The sequence below is a fragment of the Pantoea sp. PvP021 genome, assembly GCF_054056055.1.
Genome location: NZ_JBSRXX010000001.1, coordinates 411,709 through 432,475, shown reverse-complemented (window position 1 = coordinate 432,475; position 20,767 = coordinate 411,709). Strand labels below are relative to the sequence as shown.

General features: G+C 56.2%; 21 protein-coding genes. 12 read left to right on the top strand and 9 right to left on the bottom strand.

The window, feature by feature from the left end; all coding sequences use genetic code 11:
• Nucleotides 1-229 precede the first annotated feature (229 nt).
• On the bottom strand, nucleotides 230-661 hold the full coding sequence (gene nudB, locus ACVKSX_RS01875) for a dihydroneopterin triphosphate diphosphatase (RefSeq protein WP_031591430.1): 432 nt from the start codon (nucleotides 659-661) through the stop codon (nucleotides 230-232).
• Entirely contained in the window at nucleotides 661-2,439 is a 1,779-nt protein-coding gene (gene aspS / locus ACVKSX_RS01870; protein WP_010670804.1) for an aspartate--tRNA ligase, read from the bottom strand. Before aspS ends, nudB begins: the two co-directional genes overlap by 1 nt.
• Nucleotides 2,440-2,650: 211 nt before the next feature.
• Here aspS and ACVKSX_RS01865 point away from each other — a divergent pair, with 211 nt between their 5' ends.
• From ACVKSX_RS01865 to cmoB, 4 genes are all read left to right on the top strand, one after another.
• Nucleotides 2,651-3,472, top strand: coding sequence for a DUF72 domain-containing protein (locus tag ACVKSX_RS01865; protein ID WP_061703863.1), 822 nt, complete (start codon nucleotides 2,651-2,653; stop codon nucleotides 3,470-3,472).
• 69 nt (nucleotides 3,473-3,541) lie between these two features.
• The gene (locus tag ACVKSX_RS01860; RefSeq protein ID WP_010258617.1) at nucleotides 3,542-3,937 is read left to right on the top strand and encodes an MAPEG family protein; all 396 of its coding nucleotides are present in this window, start codon (nucleotides 3,542-3,544) and stop codon (nucleotides 3,935-3,937) included.
• Nucleotides 3,938-4,018: 81 nt separating this feature from the next.
• On the top strand, nucleotides 4,019-4,747 hold the full coding sequence (gene cmoA / locus ACVKSX_RS01855; RefSeq protein ID WP_010258614.1) for a carboxy-S-adenosyl-L-methionine synthase CmoA: 729 nt from the start codon (nucleotides 4,019-4,021) through the stop codon (nucleotides 4,745-4,747).
• Nucleotides 4,744-5,712 (top strand): tRNA 5-methoxyuridine(34)/uridine 5-oxyacetic acid(34) synthase CmoB, encoded by a 969-nt coding sequence (gene cmoB, locus ACVKSX_RS01850; RefSeq protein ID WP_010258611.1) that lies wholly within the window; start codon nucleotides 4,744-4,746, stop codon nucleotides 5,710-5,712. The genes cmoA and cmoB overlap by 4 nt, the downstream gene beginning before the upstream one ends.
• A gap of 4 nt (nucleotides 5,713-5,716) precedes the next feature.
• On the opposite strand, the gene ACVKSX_RS01845 is transcribed toward cmoB, so the two are convergent.
• Nucleotides 5,717-6,337, bottom strand: a complete 621-nt coding sequence (locus ACVKSX_RS01845) for a LysE family translocator (RefSeq protein WP_033757930.1) — start codon at nucleotides 6,335-6,337, stop codon at nucleotides 5,717-5,719.
• Between the two features lie 154 nt (nucleotides 6,338-6,491).
• Between ACVKSX_RS01845 and ACVKSX_RS01840 the strand changes: the two genes are divergently transcribed.
• Nucleotides 6,492-7,589 carry a glycerol dehydrogenase gene (locus ACVKSX_RS01840; RefSeq protein WP_354438266.1) on the top strand — a complete coding sequence of 366 codons (1,098 nt, stop codon included), beginning with the start codon at nucleotides 6,492-6,494 and terminating at the stop codon, nucleotides 7,587-7,589.
• A 30-nt stretch (nucleotides 7,590-7,619) separates the two neighbouring features.
• On the opposite strand, the gene ACVKSX_RS01835 is transcribed toward ACVKSX_RS01840, so the two are convergent.
• Both ACVKSX_RS01835 and cutC read right to left on the bottom strand, forming a co-directional pair.
• Nucleotides 7,620-8,468, bottom strand: a complete 849-nt coding sequence (locus ACVKSX_RS01835) for a hypothetical protein (protein ID WP_010258604.1) — start codon at nucleotides 8,466-8,468, stop codon at nucleotides 7,620-7,622.
• 421 nt (nucleotides 8,469-8,889) lie between these two features.
• Entirely contained in the window at nucleotides 8,890-9,642 is a 753-nt protein-coding gene (gene cutC / locus ACVKSX_RS01830; protein WP_010258601.1) for a copper homeostasis protein CutC, read from the bottom strand.
• An 85-nt stretch (nucleotides 9,643-9,727) separates the two neighbouring features.
• Between cutC and ACVKSX_RS01825 the strand changes: the two genes are divergently transcribed.
• A complete protein-coding gene (locus tag ACVKSX_RS01825; RefSeq protein WP_187513666.1) occupies nucleotides 9,728-10,873 on the top strand; it encodes a MalY/PatB family protein in 1,146 nt (381 codons plus the stop codon).
• On the opposite strand, the gene ACVKSX_RS01820 is transcribed toward ACVKSX_RS01825, so the two are convergent.
• Nucleotides 10,870-11,460: a VOC family protein gene (locus ACVKSX_RS01820; RefSeq protein WP_370516261.1), complete on the bottom strand. Its 591-nt coding sequence runs from the start codon at nucleotides 11,458-11,460 to the stop codon at nucleotides 10,870-10,872. The genes ACVKSX_RS01825 and ACVKSX_RS01820 overlap by 4 nt on opposite strands.
• Before the next feature lie 284 nt (nucleotides 11,461-11,744).
• Here ACVKSX_RS01820 and ACVKSX_RS01815 point away from each other — a divergent pair, with 284 nt between their 5' ends.
• The 6 genes from ACVKSX_RS01815 (at nucleotide 11,745) to ACVKSX_RS01790 (ending at nucleotide 16,845) form a co-directional block, all read left to right on the top strand.
• Nucleotides 11,745-11,867 carry a hypothetical protein gene (locus ACVKSX_RS01815; RefSeq protein ID WP_009089698.1) on the top strand — a complete coding sequence of 41 codons (123 nt, stop codon included), beginning with the start codon at nucleotides 11,745-11,747 and terminating at the stop codon, nucleotides 11,865-11,867.
• A 209-nt stretch (nucleotides 11,868-12,076) separates the two neighbouring features.
• Entirely contained in the window at nucleotides 12,077-13,807 is a 1,731-nt protein-coding gene (gene argS / locus ACVKSX_RS01810) for an arginine--tRNA ligase (RefSeq protein ID WP_010258588.1), read from the top strand.
• 87 nt (nucleotides 13,808-13,894) lie between these two features.
• Complete coding sequence (locus ACVKSX_RS01805; protein ID WP_182504265.1) at nucleotides 13,895-14,830, top strand: LysR family transcriptional regulator; 936 nt, start codon at nucleotides 13,895-13,897, stop codon at nucleotides 14,828-14,830.
• Nucleotides 14,831-15,041: 211 nt separating this feature from the next.
• Nucleotides 15,042-16,040 carry an aldo/keto reductase gene (locus ACVKSX_RS01800; RefSeq protein ID WP_354438264.1) on the top strand — a complete coding sequence of 333 codons (999 nt, stop codon included), beginning with the start codon at nucleotides 15,042-15,044 and terminating at the stop codon, nucleotides 16,038-16,040.
• A gap of 74 nt (nucleotides 16,041-16,114) precedes the next feature.
• A complete protein-coding gene (locus ACVKSX_RS01795; protein ID WP_010258579.1) occupies nucleotides 16,115-16,432 on the top strand; it encodes a type II toxin-antitoxin system RelE/ParE family toxin in 318 nt (105 codons plus the stop codon).
• 80 nt (nucleotides 16,433-16,512) lie between these two features.
• Nucleotides 16,513-16,845 carry a HigA family addiction module antitoxin gene (locus ACVKSX_RS01790; RefSeq protein WP_010258577.1) on the top strand — a complete coding sequence of 111 codons (333 nt, stop codon included), beginning with the start codon at nucleotides 16,513-16,515 and terminating at the stop codon, nucleotides 16,843-16,845.
• A gap of 162 nt (nucleotides 16,846-17,007) precedes the next feature.
• Here ACVKSX_RS01790 and flhE read toward each other — a convergent pair whose 3' ends face one another.
• The 3 genes from flhE to flhB are packed head-to-tail and all read right to left on the bottom strand — an operon-like array spanning nucleotide 17,008 to nucleotide 20,637.
• Entirely contained in the window at nucleotides 17,008-17,400 is a 393-nt protein-coding gene (gene flhE, locus ACVKSX_RS01785) for a flagellar protein FlhE (protein ID WP_010258573.1), read from the bottom strand.
• Nucleotides 17,400-19,493 (bottom strand): flagellar biosynthesis protein FlhA, encoded by a 2,094-nt coding sequence (gene flhA, locus ACVKSX_RS01780; RefSeq protein ID WP_010258569.1) that lies wholly within the window; start codon nucleotides 19,491-19,493, stop codon nucleotides 17,400-17,402. Before flhA ends, flhE begins: the two co-directional genes overlap by 1 nt.
• Entirely contained in the window at nucleotides 19,486-20,637 is a 1,152-nt protein-coding gene (flhB, locus tag ACVKSX_RS01775) for a flagellar biosynthesis protein FlhB (RefSeq protein WP_010258565.1), read from the bottom strand. Before flhB ends, flhA begins: the two co-directional genes overlap by 8 nt.
• Nucleotides 20,638-20,767 lie beyond the last annotated feature (130 nt).

The window sequence follows — 20,767 nt, the reverse complement described above, 5'->3', positions numbered from 1 at the left end:
TTACCGTCCGTACGCATACAGGTGACTGACAACCTGAATGCCCCGAGGGCGAGCGTCGCGAAGCATCCTCACGTACAACCGTACGCTGACGATATCGCGCGGGCGGTGAACAACCTCACGGTGCCGATTACGCCTGACTGTTCAATATGTTGGTGAAGTCCTGTTAAAACTCACCAGATTCATAAAATTTAATCTATCCGCCGCCGGAATACCGGGCGATGGCGAGCATTCAGATAAATTCTTCAATTGCCTGGCGGTTACTCCATGATCGGGTTAATGCTGCAGCGTCAGCGGGTGCCAGCCAGCGAAACGCCAGATGCTCGGTGAGCATCACATTGCGCTCCGTCGGCAGTTGCAGGCGAAACCAGTGCTCGTGATTATGGGTGACATCAGGGGCGTAGCGATGGCGGAAATGGGGAAAGATTTCAAAGTCGATCTGACGCTGACAATCCTCCACCTCCAGCCGCTCGGCCAGCACGTCGATGCCGATTTCTTCATTCACTTCACGACACGCGGTCGCCAGCGGTGACTCTCCCGCCTCCAGGCTGCCGGTGACCGACTGCCAGAACGTGGGATCGTCACGCCGCTGCAGCATCAACACCCGGCCAGTATCGCGCGCCGAAATGACGACCAGCACTGAAACCGGGTGTTTATAGCCCATTATTTATTCTCAGGCTTTTCTTTTTTAACGACCTGAATGCCGAGCTCCAGCAGGGAAGCCGGATTAGCTTCGCTTGGCGCTTCGGTCATCATGCAGGCGGCCGCCGTGGTTTTCGGGAACGCAATGACGTCACGAATATTATCGGTGCCGGTCAGCAGCATGGTCAGACGATCCAGACCAAAGGCCAGGCCCGCATGCGGTGGCGTACCGAACTTCAGCGCATCCAGCAGGAAGCCAAACTTCTCACGCTGCTCATGCTCTTCGATACCCAGAATGCTGAACACCGTCTGCTGCATTTTGCCGTTGTGGATACGCACTGAACCGCCGCCCACTTCATAACCGTTGATCACCATGTCGTAGGCATTCGCCACGGCACGGGTTGGATCGGCGGCCAGCTCTTCTGCGCTCATCTCTTTTGGCGCCGTGAACGGATGGTGCATCGCAGCCAGACCGCCCTCTTCGTCCTCTTCGAACATCGGGAAGTCGATCACCCACAGCGGTGCCCAGGCTTTCTCATCAGTGATGTTCAGCTCGCGGCCCACTTTCAGGCGCAGCGCACCCAGTGCATCCGCGACTACTTTGGCGCGATCGGCACCAAAGAAGATAATGTCGCCATCCTGAGCGCCGGTGCGGCTCAGAATGCCTTCTACGATCTCTGCATTCAGGAATTTGGCAACCGGGCTCTGCACGCCTTCCAGGCCGTCAGCACGGACGTTAACCTTCATCCACGCCAGACCTTTGGCACCGTAAATCTCCACGAACTTGCCATATTCATCAATCTGCTTACGGCTCAGCTGTGCGCCGGTCGGTACGCGCAGCGCGGCAACACGGCCCTTTTCATCATTAGCCGGGCCAGAGAAGACCTGGAACTCCACGTTTTTCAGCAGGTCGCCGACGTCCACCAGCTCCATCGGATTACGCAGATCCGGTTTATCAGAACCGTAGCGATGCATCGCCTCTGCAAAGGTCATCTGCGGGAACTCGCCGAGATCAACGCCCTGCACGTCCTGCCATAGATTGCGGATTAAACGCTCCATGATTTCACGCACCTGTGGCGCGGTCATAAAGGAGGTTTCCACGTCGATCTGGGTAAATTCTGGCTGACGATCGGCGCGTAAATCTTCGTCGCGGAAGCATTTAACGATCTGATAGTAACGGTCAAAACCGGACATCATCAGCAGCTGTTTGAACAGCTGAGGTGACTGCGGCAGCGCATAGAATTTGCCTTTATGTACCCGGCTTGGCACCAGATAGTCACGCGCGCCTTCCGGCGTCGCTTTGGTCAGCATCGGGGTTTCGATATCCAGGAAACCTGCGTCATCCATAAAGCGACGAACGAAGCTGGTGATTTTTGCGCGGGTTTTCAGACGCGTCACCATCTCAGGGCGGCGCAGATCCAGATAGCGGTACTTCAGGCGCGCTTCTTCGCTGTTGGTCTGATTCGAGTCCAGCGGCAGTGGCTCAGAGCGGTTAATAATGGTCAGTGCCTGGGCAAACACTTCCACTTCACCGGTCGCCATGTCGCTGTTTTTGTTCTTCTCATCACGCGCACGTACGGTACCGGTGATCTGGATACAGAATTCGTTACGCAGTTCAGAAGCCAGCTTAAATGCGTCCTGGCGATCGGGATCAAAAAACACCTGCACGATGCCTTCACGGTCGCGCATATCGATAAAAATCAAACTGCCCAGATCGCGACGGCGGTTTACCCAGCCGCAAAGCGTGACTTGCTGACCCACATGAGACAGATTGAGCTGTCCGCAATATTCTGTACGCATAACACTATCCTTTTAACTTCGCCGCTGCATCTGACAGCATCCGGCCGCGTTACCTGTTGCGATGCTGTCGCAAAAATGGCGGTCATTATAATGGAAAAAGCCAGACAGGATAAGCAGATCCGCGCCAAAGCGCCGATTTCCTGTGTGCATTTGCCCCCCAGCCTGACCATAGCGGATAATGGGGTATCTTAATCTGCAGCCAGGAGCGCGCGTGACACTTCGTATTGGCCTGCCCCAGTGGCAGCATTCACACTGGAAACGCTGGGGCATCGAAAGCCTGGCGGACTATGCCCGCTATTTCCATTGTGTAGAGGGAAATACCACGCTCTATGCGCTGCCGAATCCGGAAACGGTGATGCGCTGGCGCGATATGACGCACGATGCGTTTCGCTTCTGCTTTAAGTTTCCCAATACCATCAGCCATCAGGCGGCGCTGCAGCACAGCGACGACCTGCTGACCGATTTCCTGCGCCTGATGGAGCCGCTGGCCGATCGCATCGGTCAGTACTGGCTGCAACTGCCTGCCAGCTTCTCTCCGACGCAGCTCGACGACCTGTGGCGCTTTCTCGACAGTCTGCCGCGCCGTTTTCACTACGGCGTCGAAGTCCGCCATCCCGCTTTCTTCGCTAAAGGGGATGCTGAACGGGCGCTGAATCGCGGCCTGCTGGCGCGCGGCATCAATCGCGTGATGCTCGACAGCCGTCCGGTTCACGCCTCTACCTCGCAAAGTCCGGCCGCGCTGGTGGCCCGCGCGCAAAAACCCCGGGTGCCGCCTCATGCATTGCGAACCGGCTCGCAGCCGATGGTGCGGTTTATCGGCAGCGACAGTGTGGAAGAGAGCGTGCCGCTGTTTCAGATCTGGCGTGACAAACTGACAGATTGGCAGCAACAGGGCGACGCCATGCTGTTTCTGCACACGCCCGATATGGGTCAGGTCTTTCCGCTGGTGCAGGCGCTCTGGCCGCAGCTGCAACAGATCGATCCCGGCATAGGTAGCGGACCGGACTGGCCGCAGCAGACGTCACTGTTTTGATTCCTGCCCAGGACAGCGGGCTGCACGCCCGTTAGAATAGAAGCATTATGGACAGTCGCAGGGGTGGCAATGGTTAGCGCGTTATATGTGGTGATGGGTGCATTACTGGTGATGAAATTCACGCTGGACGTGGTCCGCTATCGCCGATTCTACCGTGTGGCGTATGGCGATGGCGGCTACCATGACCTGAAAATGGCGATTCGCATTCACGGCAACGCCATCGAAACCATTCCGCTGGCGCTGTTCCTGCTGGTAATGATGGAGATGAACGGCGCCGATATCTGGATGGTGCATCTCACGGGTCTGCTGTTCTTTATCAGTCGCCTGCTGCACGCCTGGGGTTTGCGCAGCAGCGCAATGGCAGGCCGCAAATATGGCATGCTGCTGACGCTGTTTTCCCTGTGCGGCATGGTGATTTTTAACCTGATCTATATGCCGTGGGAACTGGTGCTGACGCTGCATTAAGCTGGCCTGGGTTAAGGGGTGCAGCCCGCCCCACTTTCTGCGAGAATAGCGCCCTTTCCGTCGTCTCTTCGGATTTTCGATATGTCTGACCGCGATCAACTCTTCTCAGCGCCCATTGCAAAACTGGGCGACTGGACTTTTGACGAGCGTGTAGCTGAAGTCTTTCCTGACATGATTCAGCGCTCGGTGCCGGGCTACTCCAACATCATTTCGATGATTGGCATGCTGGCAGAACGTTTTGTTACCCCGGACAGCAAGGTTTATGACCTGGGCTGCTCGCTGGGCGCGGCCACCCTGTCGGTGCGCCGCAATATTCAGGTGCCGGGTTGCCAGATCATCGCAGTGGATAACTCCCCGGCGATGGTGGAGCGCTGTCGTCGCCATCTTGATGCGTTTCGCGCGGACACACCGGTAACGGTGCTGGAAGCGGATATCCGCGACATTGAGATTGAGAACGCCTCTCTGGTGGTACTCAACTTTACGCTGCAGTTTCTGGAACCGCCTGCGCGTCTGGCGCTGCTGGAAAAGATCTGGCAGGGACTGAAACCGGGCGGCGCGCTGGTGCTGTCAGAAAAATTCAGTTTTGAAGATGCCGAAGTCGGTGAGCTGCTGTTTAACATGCATCACGACTTCAAGCGCGCCAACGGCTACAGCGAACTGGAAATCAGCCAGAAACGCAGCATGCTGGAAAATGTGATGCTGACTGACAGCGTTGAAGCTCATAAAGCCCGTCTGAAACAGGCCGGTTTCTCGCACGCCGAACTCTGGTTCCAGTGCTTTAATTTTGGATCTCTGGTGGCGTTGAAATGATCGACTTTGGCCGTTTTTATCAGCAAATTGCGGTGGGACCGCTGGCGAAGTGGCTGGAAGTGTTACCGGCGCAAATCAGCGAGTGGCAGCGTGAAAACCTGCATGGGCACTTCCGCGACTGGTACAAGTCGCTGGAGTATCTGCCGCTGCTGGAACCTCAAAAGCTTGACCTGCTGCACAGCGTTACTGCCGACCGCGATGACATCAGCGATCGCCATCGTCAGGGTATTGAGAAATTACTGCGCAACCTGATGCCGTGGCGCAAGGGGCCCTATTTCCTTTATGGCACCCACATCAACACCGAATGGCGTTCGGACTGGAAGTGGGAGCGCGTACTACCGCACATCTCTCCACTGGCCGGCCGCACAGTGCTCGATGTGGGCTGCGGCAGTGGCTATCACATGTGGCGGATGATTGGCGCGGGTGCCCATCTGGTGGTCGGAATCGATCCAATGCAGCTGTTCCTGGTGCAGTTCGAAGCGGTGCGTAAGCTGCTGAACGACGATCGCCGGGCGCATATGCTGCCGCTGGGCATTGAGCAGTTACCGGTGTTGCAGGCGTTCGATACCGTGTTCTCGATGGGCGTGCTCTATCACCGCCGTTCGCCGCTGGATCACCTGTTACAGCTTAAGAATCAGCTGGTCAGCGGTGGCGAGCTGGTGCTGGAGACGCTGGTGATTGAGGGCGATGTAAATCAGGTGCTGGTGCCCGGTGAGCGATATGCGCAGATGCGCAATGTCTTCTTTATTCCGTCAGCTGAAGCGCTGAAAAGCTGGCTGGAAAAAAGCGGCTTTGTGGATGTCCGGATTGTCGATTTCGCCCTCACTACCACTGAAGAGCAACGCCGTACTGACTGGATGACCAGCGAGTCTCTGGCTGAATTCCTCGATCCCGATGACCCCAGCAAAACGGTCGAGGGCTATCCGGCGCCTCTGCGCGCCGTGCTGGTCGCCACCAAACCGTAATGCCCTAGCGGCGAGACAACGCCAGTTTCGCCGCAAATCCTATAAACACACAGCCGGTCAGGCGATCCATCACCTTCAGCACCCGCGGTTTGCGCAAATGACCGGCGAAATAGTGGCTGCCGCCAATCAGTACCGCATTCCAGATCAGCCCCAGCAGCATGTGTGCCAGCGCCATCAGACTACACCAGAGCGCCACCGACGCCCCTGCCGGGATAAACTGTGGCAAAAAACTCACATAGAAGATGCCCACTTTGGGGTTTAGCAGATTGCCCAGCAGCCCGCGGCTGAAACAGGCAAGATAGCCCTGTTGCAGCGCCGGTTGTTGCGAGTCGATTGCTGCCTGGCGGGGTTTCAGCAACAATTTCAGCCCCAGATAAAGTAACCAGGCGGCACCCAGCCACTTAAGCAGGTTATAGGCCATTTCGGAGGCCAGCAGCAGCGCGCCTAATCCGAATCCCACCGCAACACCCCAGACCAGACAGCCGAGCGTGATACCCAGTGCCGTCACGCTGGCGCGCTTTGCGCCCTGAGCGACTGCAGAGCGCAGCACCAGCGCGGTATCAAAGCCCGGCGTCAGCGTCAGTATGGTGATGGCAAACAGAAATGAAAACAGCGTGGTGGTCATGGCGTTCTCCCTGGAGGTAACAGCCGGTCAGCAGCGTATGGGTGTCCTGCCAGCGTAACAGGCCCGTCGAATTATCTCACCCTTGTCACTCTCCCTGTTCGTCAGCGTGTGCCAGGCTAAGGGCGGTTTAACTTCATATTAAGGAGCTGTGATTATGAGTAAATTTATCTTCTCTTCACCCCGTAAATATGTGCAGGGCGCGGGCGTGCTGGACGAGCTGGGCCCCTACGTGGCCGAACTGGGTGATAACGCTTTCCTGGTTGCGGATGATGTCGTCTGGAAATTGATCGGCGAACGCGCCCAACAGGCGCTGCAAAAGGCGGGCGTTACCTTCAACTGGCACCCGTTCAACGGCGAGGCGTCGAGCAATGAGATCACCCGTCTGAGCCAGCTGGCGAAAAACCAGGGCTGTAACGTGGTTGTCGGGCTGGGCGGCGGCAAAACGCTGGATACGGTTAAAGCGGTGGCGGATGAGCTGAAGCAGCCGGTAGCCATCGTGCCTACTATCGCCTCCACTGATGCCCCCTGTAGCGCGCTGTCGGTCATCTATTCTGACAGCGGCGTATTTGAGAGCTATCGCTTCTACAGCAAAAATCCTGATTTGGTGCTGGTGGACACCGCAGTCTGCGCCAGTGCACCAGCACGACTCTTTGCCTCCGGCATTGCCGATGGACTGGCGACCTGGGTTGAAGCGCAGGCGGTGGCGCGTTCGCATTCAAAATCGATGGTCAATGGTGATCCGACAATTGCCGGACTGGCGATTGCCCGTGCCTGTGAAGAAACGCTGCTTACCTGGGGTTACAGCGCCTATGTTGCCGTCACCCAAAAACGAGTGACGCCCGCCGTGGAAGCGGTGGTTGAGGCGAATACGCTGCTATCAGGGCTGGGTTTTGAAAACGGAGGGCTGGCAGCTGCGCACGCTATTCATAATGGGTTCACCGCGATTGATGGTGATATCCACCATCTGACCCATGGCGAGAAAGTCGCCTACGGCACACTGACGCAGATGGTGCTTGAGAAGCGTCCGGATGAGGACATTGCGCGCTATATCCGCTTCTATCGCTCGATCAACATGCCGACCACGCTCCGGGAACTGCATCTGGAAAATGAGAGCTGGGAGAATCTGGTTAAAGTGGGTGCACTGGCGAACACTGAGGGCGACACGCTGAAAAACCTTAATCCAAACCTTTCACCGGAAGATATTGCAAACGCGCTGCTGGCGCTGGATGCCTTTAGTCAGACGGTTAAATAGTCACACGACAGGCGATCATCCGATCGCCTTTTACTCCGCCGCCGCCGGCTGGTCCCAGTACTCATATTTGTAGGCGGAACTGAGATGGCGCTCAATAGTGCCGCGCGTGAAGATTTCGGTCTCGTGCAGATAGCTCAGGGTACAGTTACCCACCTGATCCCAGGACTGACACTCATCTACTGACCGGATGGTGCTCAGCGGTGTGGTCGCCGTGCCGTTGAGCCGCACTTCACGCCATTGGGGATCGTAGGTATAACTGTCGGTGCTGCGGGCCGATGTGGTGCGGGTCACCAGACCCTGCGGATTCCAGTGGTAATGATTTTCACCGTTGGTCAGGGGATCGCTGCCGCGCGCCACGCTCTTCTCCAGCCTGAACTGCCGATCATAACGGTAAGTCGTGTCGGTAAAGCCGCTTTTACCCATGCTGGTAAACCTGTCGGAGGCGCTGGTAATGTTGCCATGCTGACCTTTCTGCCAGTTAATCGTCCCCTGTCGGTTATCGACCACCACCTCTTTGCCCTCTTTCAGCACTTTTACCAGATACGCATATTCCGCCACCCAGCCGCCCTGAACCCGGGCAATGTGTTGCTCCATGCTGAGAATAACGTTGCGCTCACTTTTGTCATAGCTGACGTCGGCAACCGTCAGATCGCCACAGGCGTCAAACTGCCCCAACACCCGCTTTTGCGAGTTCACATCTTTACCAAACTCGCCCGCAACCACCTGCTTCACCGCGCCTTTCGCATTCCCGCCCAGCAAAATCAGGTTATTGCTGTTAGCCACAGCAGCGTTGTTCGGGCTGCATGCGCTGGCTGCAGCGCTGCCACTGCAGAGAGCAGTCAGGATCAGAGTCAGGACAGCAATCGGATTGGGTTTCATAGGATACTTTTCCAGGCGACGTTGCTTTCAGTGTAAACGCTGCGGTGATGAACAGCGGCAATCTGTGAAGATTTCAGCCTGCATCGCCTTTTAAGGTTTTAAGGACCGGAGAGGCAACACGGCATCAGCATAACGAATAAAGCGGGTGATTACGTTGCTGCCGGGCCTGAAAGTCCTGGATGACATGTAATGATTAATAAGGGGCAGGTGATTTTTATCGAGCCAGGCGAAAGAGTGATAATTTCGCTGCAGCCAGATTTAGATCCCTCTGACATCAATAACATGCCAGAGAAGCGCAAAACAATTTAACCGGGACGGCGTGTGTTTTACACAAAAAGAACCCCAGCAAGGATACTGGGGTTTGGTACTTGCAAACACCACGTCAATGATCGGCGTGCTGCGCGGCAAAATCTGTTGTGGTTCAGGCGACCCGAACGGTGCTCATCTGCATCACGCTTTTCATCGCCTCAACCACATCGCCGTCTACACAGTAGCGGCTGAACTCGTCAGTCTCGGCTTCTGAACACATGGAGACCCCCGCTTTGCGGTAGCGCATCGGCGACGCGACAAGGCGGCTGGCCGAGCTGTGAACTTCATCAATCCCCATGTCGAGAAACTTTTGCAGGTTGCTGAGACGTACCCCGGCACCCGCCATAATGATAGGACCGGTGCTGGCCTCATTTAGTTCCCTGAGTAATGCAATTCCGTTTTCAGCGCTCTGCTGCTGACCGGATGTCAGAATACGCGCCACTCCCAAATCCGTAAGTTCTTCCAGCGCACGCTTTGGGCTGTGACAGAGATCGAAGGCGCGATGAAAGGTTACGGCCAGGCCGTCACAAAGCGCCATAATCTGCCGCATCTGACCATGATGAATGTGAGCATCTTCATCCAGCATCCCAATCACCAGACCAGGAAAACCAAGTTCACGGATTAACGCCACATCCGATTTCATCGCTTCAAATTCGCGTGCGGTGTAACAAAAATCGCCACCACGTGGACGGACAATAGGATGAACCGGAATCGAAACTTCTTGCCGGGCGGCATTCAGCATCCCCGCTGATGGGGTCAGGCCGCCTTCACGCGGTGCGGCACAGAGTTCAACCCGATCGGCGCCCGCCTGTTGTGCGGTCACAGCGCAATCCACGCCATAGCAGCAAATTTCCAGTGTGGTCATTCTCTTCTCCTTTACATGACTCTGGTTCAAGGCAGATTCATCAGTTAGTCTGGCTGCTGGAATGAGTTTACCGGGAAAGTTAACTATGGCATTCAATTTCGACCAACGGATAGACCGTCGTCACAGCGATAGCCTTAAATGGAACAAATATGCGGACCAGGACATTCTGCCGTTGTGGGTGGCAGACACCGATTTCCGATCGCCTGACTGCGTCATCGATGCGATTAAAACCCGTGCCGAACATGGGATTTTCGGCTATGGCGACACGCCAGTTGAATTTATCGATAGTGCGATAGCCTGGCTCGCCTCGCGCTATCAGTGGCACGTTAATCCGGAATGGATTGTGGTTTTGCCGGGTGTCGTAAGCGGGCTGAATCTGGCGGTGCGCGCTTTCACCGCGCCTGACGAGCTGACGATTGCGCCAACACCCATCTATCCGCCGTTTCGCGGTGCAGCAAAACTGGCAGAGCGCGGTCAGATCACGCTGCCACTGACGCTGCAAGAGGGACGCTGGCTGCTGGATCTGGATGCGCCGGAAGGTCAGCTGGACGATAAAGCGCGGCTGTTAATGCTGTGCAACCCGCAGAATCCGGGCGGCACCGTCTATCGCCGCGAGGAACTGCAGGCGCAGCTGGAATTTGCGCAGAAGCACGATTTGATTGTCTGTTCCGACGAGATCCACAGCGATCTGCTGCTGGAACCCGGCGTTAAGCACATACCCTTTGCTTCACTGAGCGAAGATGCAGCCCAGCGTAGCGTGACGCTGATGTCACCCTCAAAGTCCTTTAATATTGCTGGTCTGGGGGCTTCCATCGCCATCATCCCCAACGCCGGGCTGCGCGCGCAATTCAACCGGGTACGACGCGGCATTGTGCCAGATGTTGATATTCTGGCACTCACGGCAGCAGCAGCGGCATGGCGCGAGGGTGAGCCCTGGCTGAATGCGCAGAATGCCTATCTGCGCAGTAACCGTGACTGGCTGGTGTCGCAGGTCAATAAGATGACCGGCCTGTCACTCGCCTCACCGGAAGCGACCTACCTGGCCTGGATCGACGCCAGCGCGCTGGGTATGGCCAGCCCGGCGCTCTATTTTGAAAAGCACGGGCTGGGCTTAACCGCCGGACGTGAGTTTGGCAATGACCAGTTTGTCCGGCTCAATTTCGGCTGTACCCGCGCGCTGCTCGACGAAGCTGTTGCGCGCCTGAAGCGTGCGTTAGCCGCCCGCCTTTAGTTCTGTTCGCTGGCGACAATCTCCTCCAGTCGCCACGGATGGAACTTGATTGTCGTCTGCCCATCCGTAACCGCCAGGGTCGGATTGGGCAGGCGCTCATTCTCGCCCTGCGGTGAACTGGTTTTAAATGAGATACCCGGCTGCGTCAGTGCCTCATCTGACAGCAAGGCCATCGCACGCACGCCCAGCGTCTGATGATCGCCGCGTAACACCACCTCAATATGCTCCCAGCCTTCATGGCGATAACGCTTTTCACCCGGCCATGGCAGTTCAACCACATCAATCTGCCTGCCTGCGACAATCAGCGGGTCATGGAGTTTAAACAGGCAAATCTTCCTGCCATTGATCATCGCCGCCGAAAACTGCGTGCCAATCTGCTGCAAACCTTGCTGCCAGCGCATCGCCGTTGTGTCCTGATGGCAACGCACGGCGATATGGTCCACCTCCAGATCGGTAAGGCGCAAACCGAGCCGCTGCGCAAAACTTTGCAACGATTCTTCAAAACGTCCTAAATCTGTCTTTAAATCATCCAATTCTGCCGGAAAAGATCTCTTCACTACCCCACTTCCTCTCAATTTGTTTAGCATTTATAACCCGCCTGCCTTTTGGCGCGCCGCGTGCTCAGCATCACATAATGATAAGATTCATCTTATTTGGCCCGAAATTTAACGCTAATCCTCATAATAACATCTTTCATTTCGGATTTATCTCCTGTTTAGGACCATGAGTTCCTTGATGAAAGCATGTTAAATATATGATTTATATCGACTTCTTTAATACAATAAGATAACTCTCATTTACCTGGTAAACAATTGCAGCCCACCCCGCCTTCCTATAAATTTGACCTAACACAACCAAAAGGAATGGCTCTATGTCTATGCTCATCGTTGTCGCTGTCCTGATCGCACTGATGGGATTTGCAATCTCCCGCCATTGGAAGGTGCGTGAAGATAAAAGCGTAAAGAACCCACGCCGTCATCTGCGACGTCGTTAATGCTTCAGGGAAACATCTATTAAGCTCTGTTTCCCCGCTTCATCCAACTGCTGACGCCCACTGACATTTCACGTATACTTTTCCCCTCATTTTTTTCCGTTTTGTCTGCCCCATCCGTTTCTGCCTCTCCGTGACGCGATGCGCTCAGGCAAGATGATGACAGCCCGGCTTTCTGGTCCGGGCGTTGCTCAGCACATGAAGGTAACTCGGTGAATATTCAGGCACTTCTTTCCGCAAAAGTCAGTCAGGCAATGGTTTTAGCCGGCGCACCCGCCGATTGCGAACCCCAGGTTCGTCAATCCGCCCGGGTTCAGTTTGGAGACTATCAGGCCAACGGCATTATGGCCGTGGCGAAAAAGCTGGGACAGGCACCGCGACAATTAGCGGAAACGGTGATTCAGCACCTCGACCTGACCGGCATCGCCAGCAAAGTCGAAATTGCCGGGCCGGGCTTCATCAATATCTTCCTTGACCACAACTGGCTGGCCAGTCATGCCCGGGAAGCGCTGCGTCTGCCGCGCCTTGGCGTGCAACTGGCCGAGCCCCAGACTATCGTCGTCGACTACTCTGCGCCTAACGTTGCGAAAGAGATGCATGTGGGCCACGTCCGCTCCACCATCATTGGTGACGCGGCGGTGCGTACGCTGGAGTTTCTCGGACATAAAGTGATCCGAGCGAACCACGTTGGCGACTGGGGAACGCAGTTCGGTATGTTGATCGCGTTCCTGGAAAAGCAGCAGAATGAAGATCATGCAGAGATGGCGCTGGCCGATCTCGAAGGCTTCTACCGTGAAGCCAAGCGCACTTATGATGAAGATCCTGAGTTTGCCGAGCGCGCACGCAGTTATGTGGTGAAATTACAGGGCGGCGATGACTATTGCCGCCAGATGTGGAAGAAGCTGGTCGACATCACCATGAGTCAGAACCAGAAAATCTATGACCGCATGAACGTCACGCTGACGCGCAATGATGTTATGGGTGAAAGTCTCTATAACGATATGCTGCCTGGTATCGTCTCCGATCTGAAACAGAAAGGCTTAGCGGTAGAGAGTGAAGGTGCGACCGTGGTGTTCCTGGATGAATTCCAGAACAAAGAGGGTGAACCGATGGGCGTCATCATCCAGAAAAAGGATGGCGGCTACCTCTACACCACCACCGATATCGCCTGTGCGAAATATCGTTACGAAACGCTGAAAGCCGATCGTGTGCTCTATTACATCGACTCACGTCAGCATCAGCATCTGGTTCAGGCCTGGACTATCGTCCGCAAAGCGGGTTATGTGCCGGAATCTGTTCCGCTGGAGCACCATGCATTCGGCATGATGCTGGGCAAAGATGGCCGTCCGTTCAAAACCCGCAGCGGTGGCACCATCAAGCTCTCCGATCTGCTGGATGAAGCCTATCAGCGTGCCTACACGCTGGTGCGTGAGAAGAACCCGGAGATGAGCGAAGCGGAAGTGAAAACGCTGGCGGAAGTGGTTGGCATCAGCGCGGTAAAATACGCCGACCTGTCAAAAAGCCGTACCACCGATTACATTTTCGACTGGGACAACATGCTGGCGTTCGAAGGCAATACCGCGCCTTACATGCAGTATGCCTATACCCGCGTTCTCTCCGTGTTCCGCAAGGCGGGCATTGATGCCGATTCGCTGGATGCGGAGATTGTGATCAGCGAAGAGCGTGAGGCGCAGCTGGCCACCCGTCTGCTGCAGTTCGAAGAGGTCATTACTCAGGTCGCTCGTGACGGCACGCCACACGTGATGTGTGCCTATCTCTACGATCTGGCCGGTCTGTTCTCCGGATTCTACGAGCACTGCCCTATTCTCACCGCAGAATCAGACACAACCCGTCTGAGCCGACTGCAGCTGGCCGCGCTGACCGCGAAGACGCTGAAGCAGGGTCTGGATACGCTGGGCATCGACACCGTCGAGCGCATGTAATCTCTGAAACGGAGAGGGGGTTCCCTCTCCGTTGCTGAATTCGTATATCCGCTCTGATCCCCCAAATCTTCGCAGCAGGATGGTGTTATGTCTGTAGCCGCGCACCTCATCAGCAGCCACCTTCCCACCATAAAACAGTTACAGTGCTTTCTGGCTGTTGCGCACGAGCTGAATTTTCGCCGGGCCGCAGAACGTCTCAGCATGACGCAACCGCCGCTGACCCGTCAGATTCAGAGTCTGGAAGATCTGCTGGGCCACTCGCTGTTCAGCCGCACGACCCATGAGGTAACGCTCACCGATTCTGGCCGTGCGCTGGTCGCGAAAGCGGAAGCGATCCTGACTGCGCTGAGTGCCCTGAAGCAGGATGCGCAGCCCGCCGCGGCACGGCTACGCATCGGGCTGACCCGCACGCTGAACTTTGAACTGATTTCGCCACTTAACCGGCAGCTCGCCGCTTTTCATGCCAGCGAAGAGATGGAGATGCCCCGCCTGACCTCCCCTCAGCTTTTGCAAAGCCTGGCCAAAAACAGTCTGGATTTAATACTCACCGGAGAAAAGGGGTCGGATACGGAAGACACCATTCAGTACGCCTGGGTTTACCGTGAGCCGCTGCTGATTGCCATACCGTCGGCGCATCCTGCCAGTGTGGCGGAACGGGTCTCGCTGGAAGCGCTGGCCGATCTGCCGCTGTTCTGGTTTGCCCGCAGCGCCAATCCGCTGTTTTACGATAAATGCGAGCGCTACTTCGCCACGCTCAGCGTCTCGCTGAAACGGGTGAGAGAGCCGGACGATTCCCTGCTGATGCTGTCACACATCGCCAGAGGAAAAGGATTCGCCCTGATGCCGCAGTCAAAATGCACCTTTAATCAGGCAGGTCTCTGTTACCGCCCGCTGACAGAAGATGCGGCACAGCAGCTGGCGATTGATGTTTACGCGGCGATTCGCGCCGATGAAAAAAATGAGGCCGTTCTCAATGCGCTGAGAGAACTCTCTCATCCCGGGAATGCGATAACGTCCGCATGATGCCGTGCCGCTGAAACAGAGCGAAGCACCACCACACTCTTCTTACTTCTTATTCACGCTCAGCCTGTTGTTGAGATATTACTGTAGCGACATGCCGGATGTATGTCTGAAGCCCTTTCATTCGCCTGATACCTTTTTTGCATGACGGAAAGAGCAATTCATTGCTTTCACGCGGAGTGAAACAATCGCGTCTCACATACGAGGAGCGACAATGAAAAAGCGAACGTTAACTCAGGGTCTGGACGTCAGCGCAATCGGCTATGGCGCGATGGGGCTCAGCGAATTTTATGGTCAGACCGATGACCGTCATTCCCTGCAACTGCTCAATAAGCTGCGCGATCTGGATATCACCTTTATCGATACCGCCGATCTTTACGGTCGCGGTCACAACGAGCAGTTGATAGGTCAGTTTCTTGCCGGGCTCAATCGGGCCGAACGGCTGAAGTTCACCGTGGCCACCAAATGTGGCATTGAACGTCCTGCTGAAGAGGCCTATGCCCGCACCATCAACAATCAGCCGGACTACATTACCCGCTGCTGCCATGCATCACTGAAACGGCTAGGCGTTGAGCGTATCGATCTCTTTTATCTGCACCGGATCAGTCCGGCGACACCGATTGAGGAGAGCATGCAGTGTCTCAGCCGTCTGGTGCAGGAGGGAAAGATTGCCCGGATTGGGCTGTGTGAAGCATCGGCTTCAACACTGAATCGGGCGCAGGCGATCCATCCGCTGGCCGCGCTGCAGACGGAGTATTCACTCTGGACGCGTGACGTCGAAGAGGAGATTCTCCCTATGGTGAAAAAACTCGGTATCGGACTGGTGCCCTATTCACCGCTGGGCAGAGGATTTCTGACGGGTAAATACCGTAAAAACAGCGATTTTGCCGAGGGTGATTTCCGCAAAAATAATGACCGTTTCCGGCAGGAAAATATCGATCACAATCTCCAGCTTCTTAACGCGGTGACGCCACTTGCTGAGAAATATCACGCCACCACCGGGCAGATTGCGCTGGCCTGGCTACTGGCACAGTATGACAAAATTGTGCCGATACCGGGCACCAAACAGATCGCTTACCTTACTGAAAACGCGCAGGCCGCAGATATCGAGCTGGAAGAGGAAGATATCGCGATGCTGAACGCTGTTCATCAGCAGATTGAAGTTAAAGGCGGTCGCTACTCTGAGGAGGGAATGAAGGGGGTGAACGCCTGAATACAAACTACGCACTTGCGCACTGTGCCTCGGTGCGTTAAATTGTTTTCAGTGTGATACAGGGAGGTAATGAGGTGGCGACGTTAAGGAATATTGAAAGTTTCAGGGATGACTGGCTTAAGGATTATTTTTTATATGGCAAATTTTCTAAAAGAATACCGTCAAGCCTCTCATCAGCGCTGGCGCGAAAGCTCGACATGATCAATGCGGCGATTAACTATAAGGATTTAAGGTCGCCGCCTGGCAATCGTTATGAGGAACTAAATCCGCCTCTCAAGGGATATGCTTCAATCAGGGTCAATGAGCAATATCGGCTGATCTTTAAATGGATAGAAGGTAAGGCCGTTGACCTTTATCTGGATGCTCATAGCTATAAAACGCACAAGCGATGAAAACTGAGCCTGGCTGCATCAGGCGCTGTAAGACAGCATGTAACACATCAACCTCTGTCAGTAATAAAGAGAGCAAGACTATGAACCAGGCGACCCGCAAACCGACCACTGTCGGTGACGTATTACTTTACGAATATCTGGAGCCAACCGGCCTGAAGATTCTCGACTTAGCGGAGATGCTAAAAGTGCACCGCAACACCGTCAGCGCCCTGGTCAACAATAACCGGAAGCTGACGCCGGATATGGCTTTCAGGCTGGCTGCAGCCTTCGAAACCAGCGTTGAGTTCTGGCTTAATCTGCAAAACAGTGTCGATATCTGGGAAGTGATGCATGATGCCAGGGCACAGGAGGAGATCAGTCGCGTAACACCGTTGAAGGATTTTCTGGTGCAGAAAGAGAATCAGCTGGCGTGAAAAGCTTTATAACGCACTGGTCATGACGGGATTTGAAACGGGTCAATTATCTGTCAGCCGCTGGGTCAGGGTTAGCATCGGTTTACAGCCAGGGTCATCACGTAACAAGGGAGCCAGGAGGCGATCTCTGGCTCGCCTTCAGTCAATTCAGCAACGATATCCTTACTCGTAATTGACCATCACTTCACTGCTCACCACCCGTAATCCGGGTGGCAGCGCCCCGCTTCCGGCGAAACCAAACACCATATGCAGGGTCTCACTGGCGCTCAGATGTGCCAGCCCGCGCGTGGTGCCGCTTGCCCCCTCCAGGGAAGTGCAGCGCTGTTCGCCGCACAAGCGCACCTGCAGGCCGGACGGGGCCGGTCTGCTCAGCTGGTAACGCCAGTTAATGACGCTGACCTCCCCGCCAATGTCGGCGGGCGGCGTCAGCGGCTGCGCCCGTTGCCAGCTGCCGCGGTTCGCCAGCAGCGGCCCATTGGCCGAAGCACTCCAGGCACCACCGGCCGCCTGCGCCATCAGTGGCAGCATCACGAATGCCATCACCAGCCAGCGCATTATTTGCCTCCGATGGTGGCAGTCATACGGATCTGACGGTTGTCGCTCAGCTCCAGGTTAGAGAGCACCACCAGCTGTGGCAGATTGCGGCGCAGGAAACGCGCCAGCAGCGCACGCAGCGGATGATTGACCAACAGCACCGGTGGCGCACCCAGCATCTCCTGACGCTGCAATGCCGCCTGTGCCTGACTTAACAGCCGATCGGCCAGACCCGGCTCCAGTCCGCCACCGCCCTGCAACGCCTGTAACAGCAGGCGCTCCAGCGTGGAATCGAGCCCGATAACCTGCACTTCATCATTACCCGGGAACCACTGCTGAGTAATCGCACGGCCCAGCGCCACACGCACCACGCTGGTCAGCTCCTGCGGATCGCTCTGCACCGGCGCGTGTTCCGCCAGCGTTTCGATAATGGTGCGCATATCGCGAATCGACACCCGCTCCACCAGCAGGTTCTGCAGCACCTTGTGCAGGGTGGTCAGCGAGATCACTCCCGGCACCAGATCTTCGGTCAGCTTCGGCATCTCCTGAGTCACACGATCCAGCAACTGCTGCGCTTCCTGACGGCCAAACAGCTCGCTGGCGAACTGGCCAATCAGATGGTTAAGGTGGGTTGCCACCACGGTACTGGCTTCAACCACGGTAAAGCCCTGAATCTGTGCCTGCTCTTTCAGCGCGCTATCAATCCAGACCGCCGCCAGTCCAAAGGCGGGATCAACGGTCGCTTCGCCTGGCAGACTTCCGGCAGCCGTGCCCGGGTTAATCGCCATCCAGCGGCCAGGATAGGCATCACCGCTGCCAATCTCCACCCCTTTCATCAGGATGCGATAGCGTGCCGGTGGCAGCTCCATGTTGTCGCGGATATGCACTACCGGCGGCAGGAAACCGACATCCTGAGCGACTTTCTTACGGATACTGCGGATACGTCCCAGCAGCTCACCGTTTTGCTGATGATCGACCATCGGAATCAGGCGATAGCCCACTTCCATGCCCAGTGTATCTTCCAGCTGCACATCGGTCCACGACGCTTCGGTGGCGGCTGGCGTATCCGCCGTTTTGGCGATGCCGCCCGTGACTTCCACTTTCTTCTTCGGCTGCATTTCGCGGCCGCGCAGCCACCAGGCCAGACCCAGTAAGGCGGCGGTGAACAGCAGGAAGACGAAGTTCGGCATGCCCGGCACCAGACCGAGCAGACCAATCACGCCGGCGCTCAGCATCAGCACGCGCGGATCTTTGAACAGCTGGGTGACCATCTGTTCGCCGACATCCTGATCGGTGGCAACGCGCGTCACGATAACACCGGCTGCGGTAGAGATAACCAGCGCCGGGATCTGCGCGACCAGACCATCACCGATGGTCAGCAGCGTATAGGTCTCTGCGGCATGACCCACATCCATACCGTGCTGCACCACGCCCACCAGCAGGCCGCCGATGACGTTGATCACCATGATCATAATACCGGCGACGGCATCACCACGAACGAACTTACTGGCACCGTCCATCGAACCGTAGAAGTCCGCTTCCTGGGTCACTTCGGCACGGCGGCGTTTGGCGTCATCTTCACCGATCAGACCGGCGTTGAGGTCGGCATCGATCGCCATCTGCTTACCGGGCATCCCGTCCAGCACAAAGCGCGCGCCCACTTCGGCGATACGGCCAGCACCTTTGGTGATAACCATAAAGTTGATGATGACGAGGATGATAAACACCACGATACCGATGGCGAAGTTACCGCCCACCAGGAAGTGACCGAACGCTTCAACCACCTGTCCTGCCGCGGCGGCACCCGTATGCCCTTCCATCAGGATGATACGGGTTGAAGCCACGTTCAGCGCCAGACGAAGCAAGGTAGAGAACAGCAGAATGGTCGGGAACGCCGCAAACTCCAGGGTCCGCTGGGTGAACATCGCCACCAGCAGGATCATGATCGACAGCGCAATGTTAAAGGTGAACAGCAGATCGAGGATGAACGGCGGTAATGGCAGAACCATCATCGACAGGATCATCAGGATCAGTACCGGCCCGGCCAGCACCTGCCACTGCATATCTTTAAAGTTGCCCGGTAAACGTAGTTTTGCGGCCAGGTTATTAGCCATCGTTTTTGCTCTCTCCTGCAAAGTCCATCTCTGCCGGAACCGGCAGGTTTTTTGGTTTGGTTGGGATCAGGCCGCCTTCGCGCTTCCAGCGACGCGACTGCCAGACCCACGCCAGCACCTCGGCCACGGCGGCATAGAGCGCGCCGGGAATGTGCTGACCAATTTCAGTATGTCGGTATAACGCACGCGCCAGCGGCGGTGCTTCCAGAACCGGGATGCGGTGTTCGGCAGCCAGTTCACGAATTCTCAGGGCGATCTCACCTGCGCCTTTCGCCACCACTTTCGGCGCACTCATCTTCTTCTCGTTGTACTGCAGTGCCACCGAGTAGTGCGTCGGGTTGGTGACGATGACATCGGCTTTCGGCACATCCGCCATCATTCGGCGTCGCGCTGCGGCGCGCATCTGCTGCCGGATGCGCCCTTTAACGTGCGGGTCACCTTCCTGCTGCTTATGCTCGTCGCGGATCTCCTGCATCGACATCTTCAGCTTTTTAAAGTGGCTGTGCAGCTGCCAGAAGACGTCATACCCGACCATCGGGATCAGCCCCAGCATCACCAGCGAACAGCAGACTGCGATCATCTCCATGCCGTGAATCAGCGCGGTGACGGGCGCTTCGCTGATCAACCGCAGCATCTCGGGCCAGTGGCTCCAGATGTACCACCAGCCCACCGAGCCAACCAGAATAGTCTTGAGGATGCCTTTAAACAGTTCGGTCCAGGCCTGCGCCGCAAACATTCGCTTGAACCCAGCCATCGGGCTCATCTTCTTCAGGTCGAACTTGATCGATTTACCGCTGAAAACGATACCGCCCAGCAGCATGGGCGCGGCGATTGCCACCAGCACCAGACCGCCCATCAATGGCAGCAGCGCCATCAGTGCCTGCGTGATCAGGCTGCCGATGTGGCTGACGATAATTTTGTCATCTCTGACCATGCCGTGATCAAAACGGAGTCCGGTGGCGACCATCGCCGCCAGCCGGTGCGCCATCATGTTGCCGCCCATCCACAGGATCATGATGCCGGCCAGCAGCATCAGTACGGATGTGAGTTCGCGCGAACGCGGAATCTGGCCCTCTTCACGCGCTTTCTCAAGTCGGTGGGCCGTGGGCGATTCTGTTTTGTCTTCGTCGCTATCTTCAGCCACGACAAACCTCGGTTGGCAGGAATTCTGAGCATAGGATGCCAAATCTGGCTTAAGTTAAAGCGGAGATAAGATGAAGAAAACAGGCGTTCTTTCGGGGATGGGTCTGACAATGCGGAACGGGGCCACCCGA

Bases quoted from the DNA above. Each gene is read 5' to 3' on its own strand.
- nudB (WP_031591430.1), bottom strand. From the start codon at position 661: ATGGGCTATAAACACCCGGTTTCAGTGCTGGTCGTCATTTCGGCGCGC.
- aspS (WP_010670804.1), bottom strand. From the start codon at position 2,439: ATGCGTACAGAATATTGCGGACAGCTCAATCTGTCTCATGTGGGTCAG.
- ACVKSX_RS01820 (WP_370516261.1), bottom strand. From the start codon at position 11,460: ATGCTAAACAAATTGAGAGGAAGTGGGGTAGTGAAGAGATCTTTTCCG.
- ACVKSX_RS01840 (WP_354438266.1), top strand. From the start codon at position 6,492: ATGAGTAAATTTATCTTCTCTTCACCCCGTAAATATGTGCAGGGCGCG.
- flhE (WP_010258573.1), bottom strand. From the start codon at position 17,400: ATGCGCTGGCTGGTGATGGCATTCGTGATGCTGCCACTGATGGCGCAG.
- cmoB (WP_010258611.1), top strand. From the start codon at position 4,744: ATGATCGACTTTGGCCGTTTTTATCAGCAAATTGCGGTGGGACCGCTG.
- cutC (WP_010258601.1), bottom strand. From the start codon at position 9,642: ATGACCACACTGGAAATTTGCTGCTATGGCGTGGATTGCGCTGTGACC.
- ACVKSX_RS01815 (WP_009089698.1), top strand. From the start codon at position 11,745: ATGTCTATGCTCATCGTTGTCGCTGTCCTGATCGCACTGATGGGATTT.
- ACVKSX_RS01805 (WP_182504265.1), top strand. From the start codon at position 13,895: ATGTCTGTAGCCGCGCACCTCATCAGCAGCCACCTTCCCACCATAAAA.
- ACVKSX_RS01825 (WP_187513666.1), top strand. From the start codon at position 9,728: ATGGCATTCAATTTCGACCAACGGATAGACCGTCGTCACAGCGATAGC.
- ACVKSX_RS01845 (WP_033757930.1), bottom strand. From the start codon at position 6,337: ATGACCACCACGCTGTTTTCATTTCTGTTTGCCATCACCATACTGACG.
- cmoA (WP_010258614.1), top strand. From the start codon at position 4,019: ATGTCTGACCGCGATCAACTCTTCTCAGCGCCCATTGCAAAACTGGGC.
- ACVKSX_RS01790 (WP_010258577.1), top strand. From the start codon at position 16,513: ATGAACCAGGCGACCCGCAAACCGACCACTGTCGGTGACGTATTACTT.
- ACVKSX_RS01800 (WP_354438264.1), top strand. From the start codon at position 15,042: ATGAAAAAGCGAACGTTAACTCAGGGTCTGGACGTCAGCGCAATCGGC.
- flhA (WP_010258569.1), bottom strand. From the start codon at position 19,493: ATGGCTAATAACCTGGCCGCAAAACTACGTTTACCGGGCAACTTTAAA.
- ACVKSX_RS01835 (WP_010258604.1), bottom strand. From the start codon at position 8,468: ATGAAACCCAATCCGATTGCTGTCCTGACTCTGATCCTGACTGCTCTC.
- ACVKSX_RS01860 (WP_010258617.1), top strand. From the start codon at position 3,542: ATGGTTAGCGCGTTATATGTGGTGATGGGTGCATTACTGGTGATGAAA.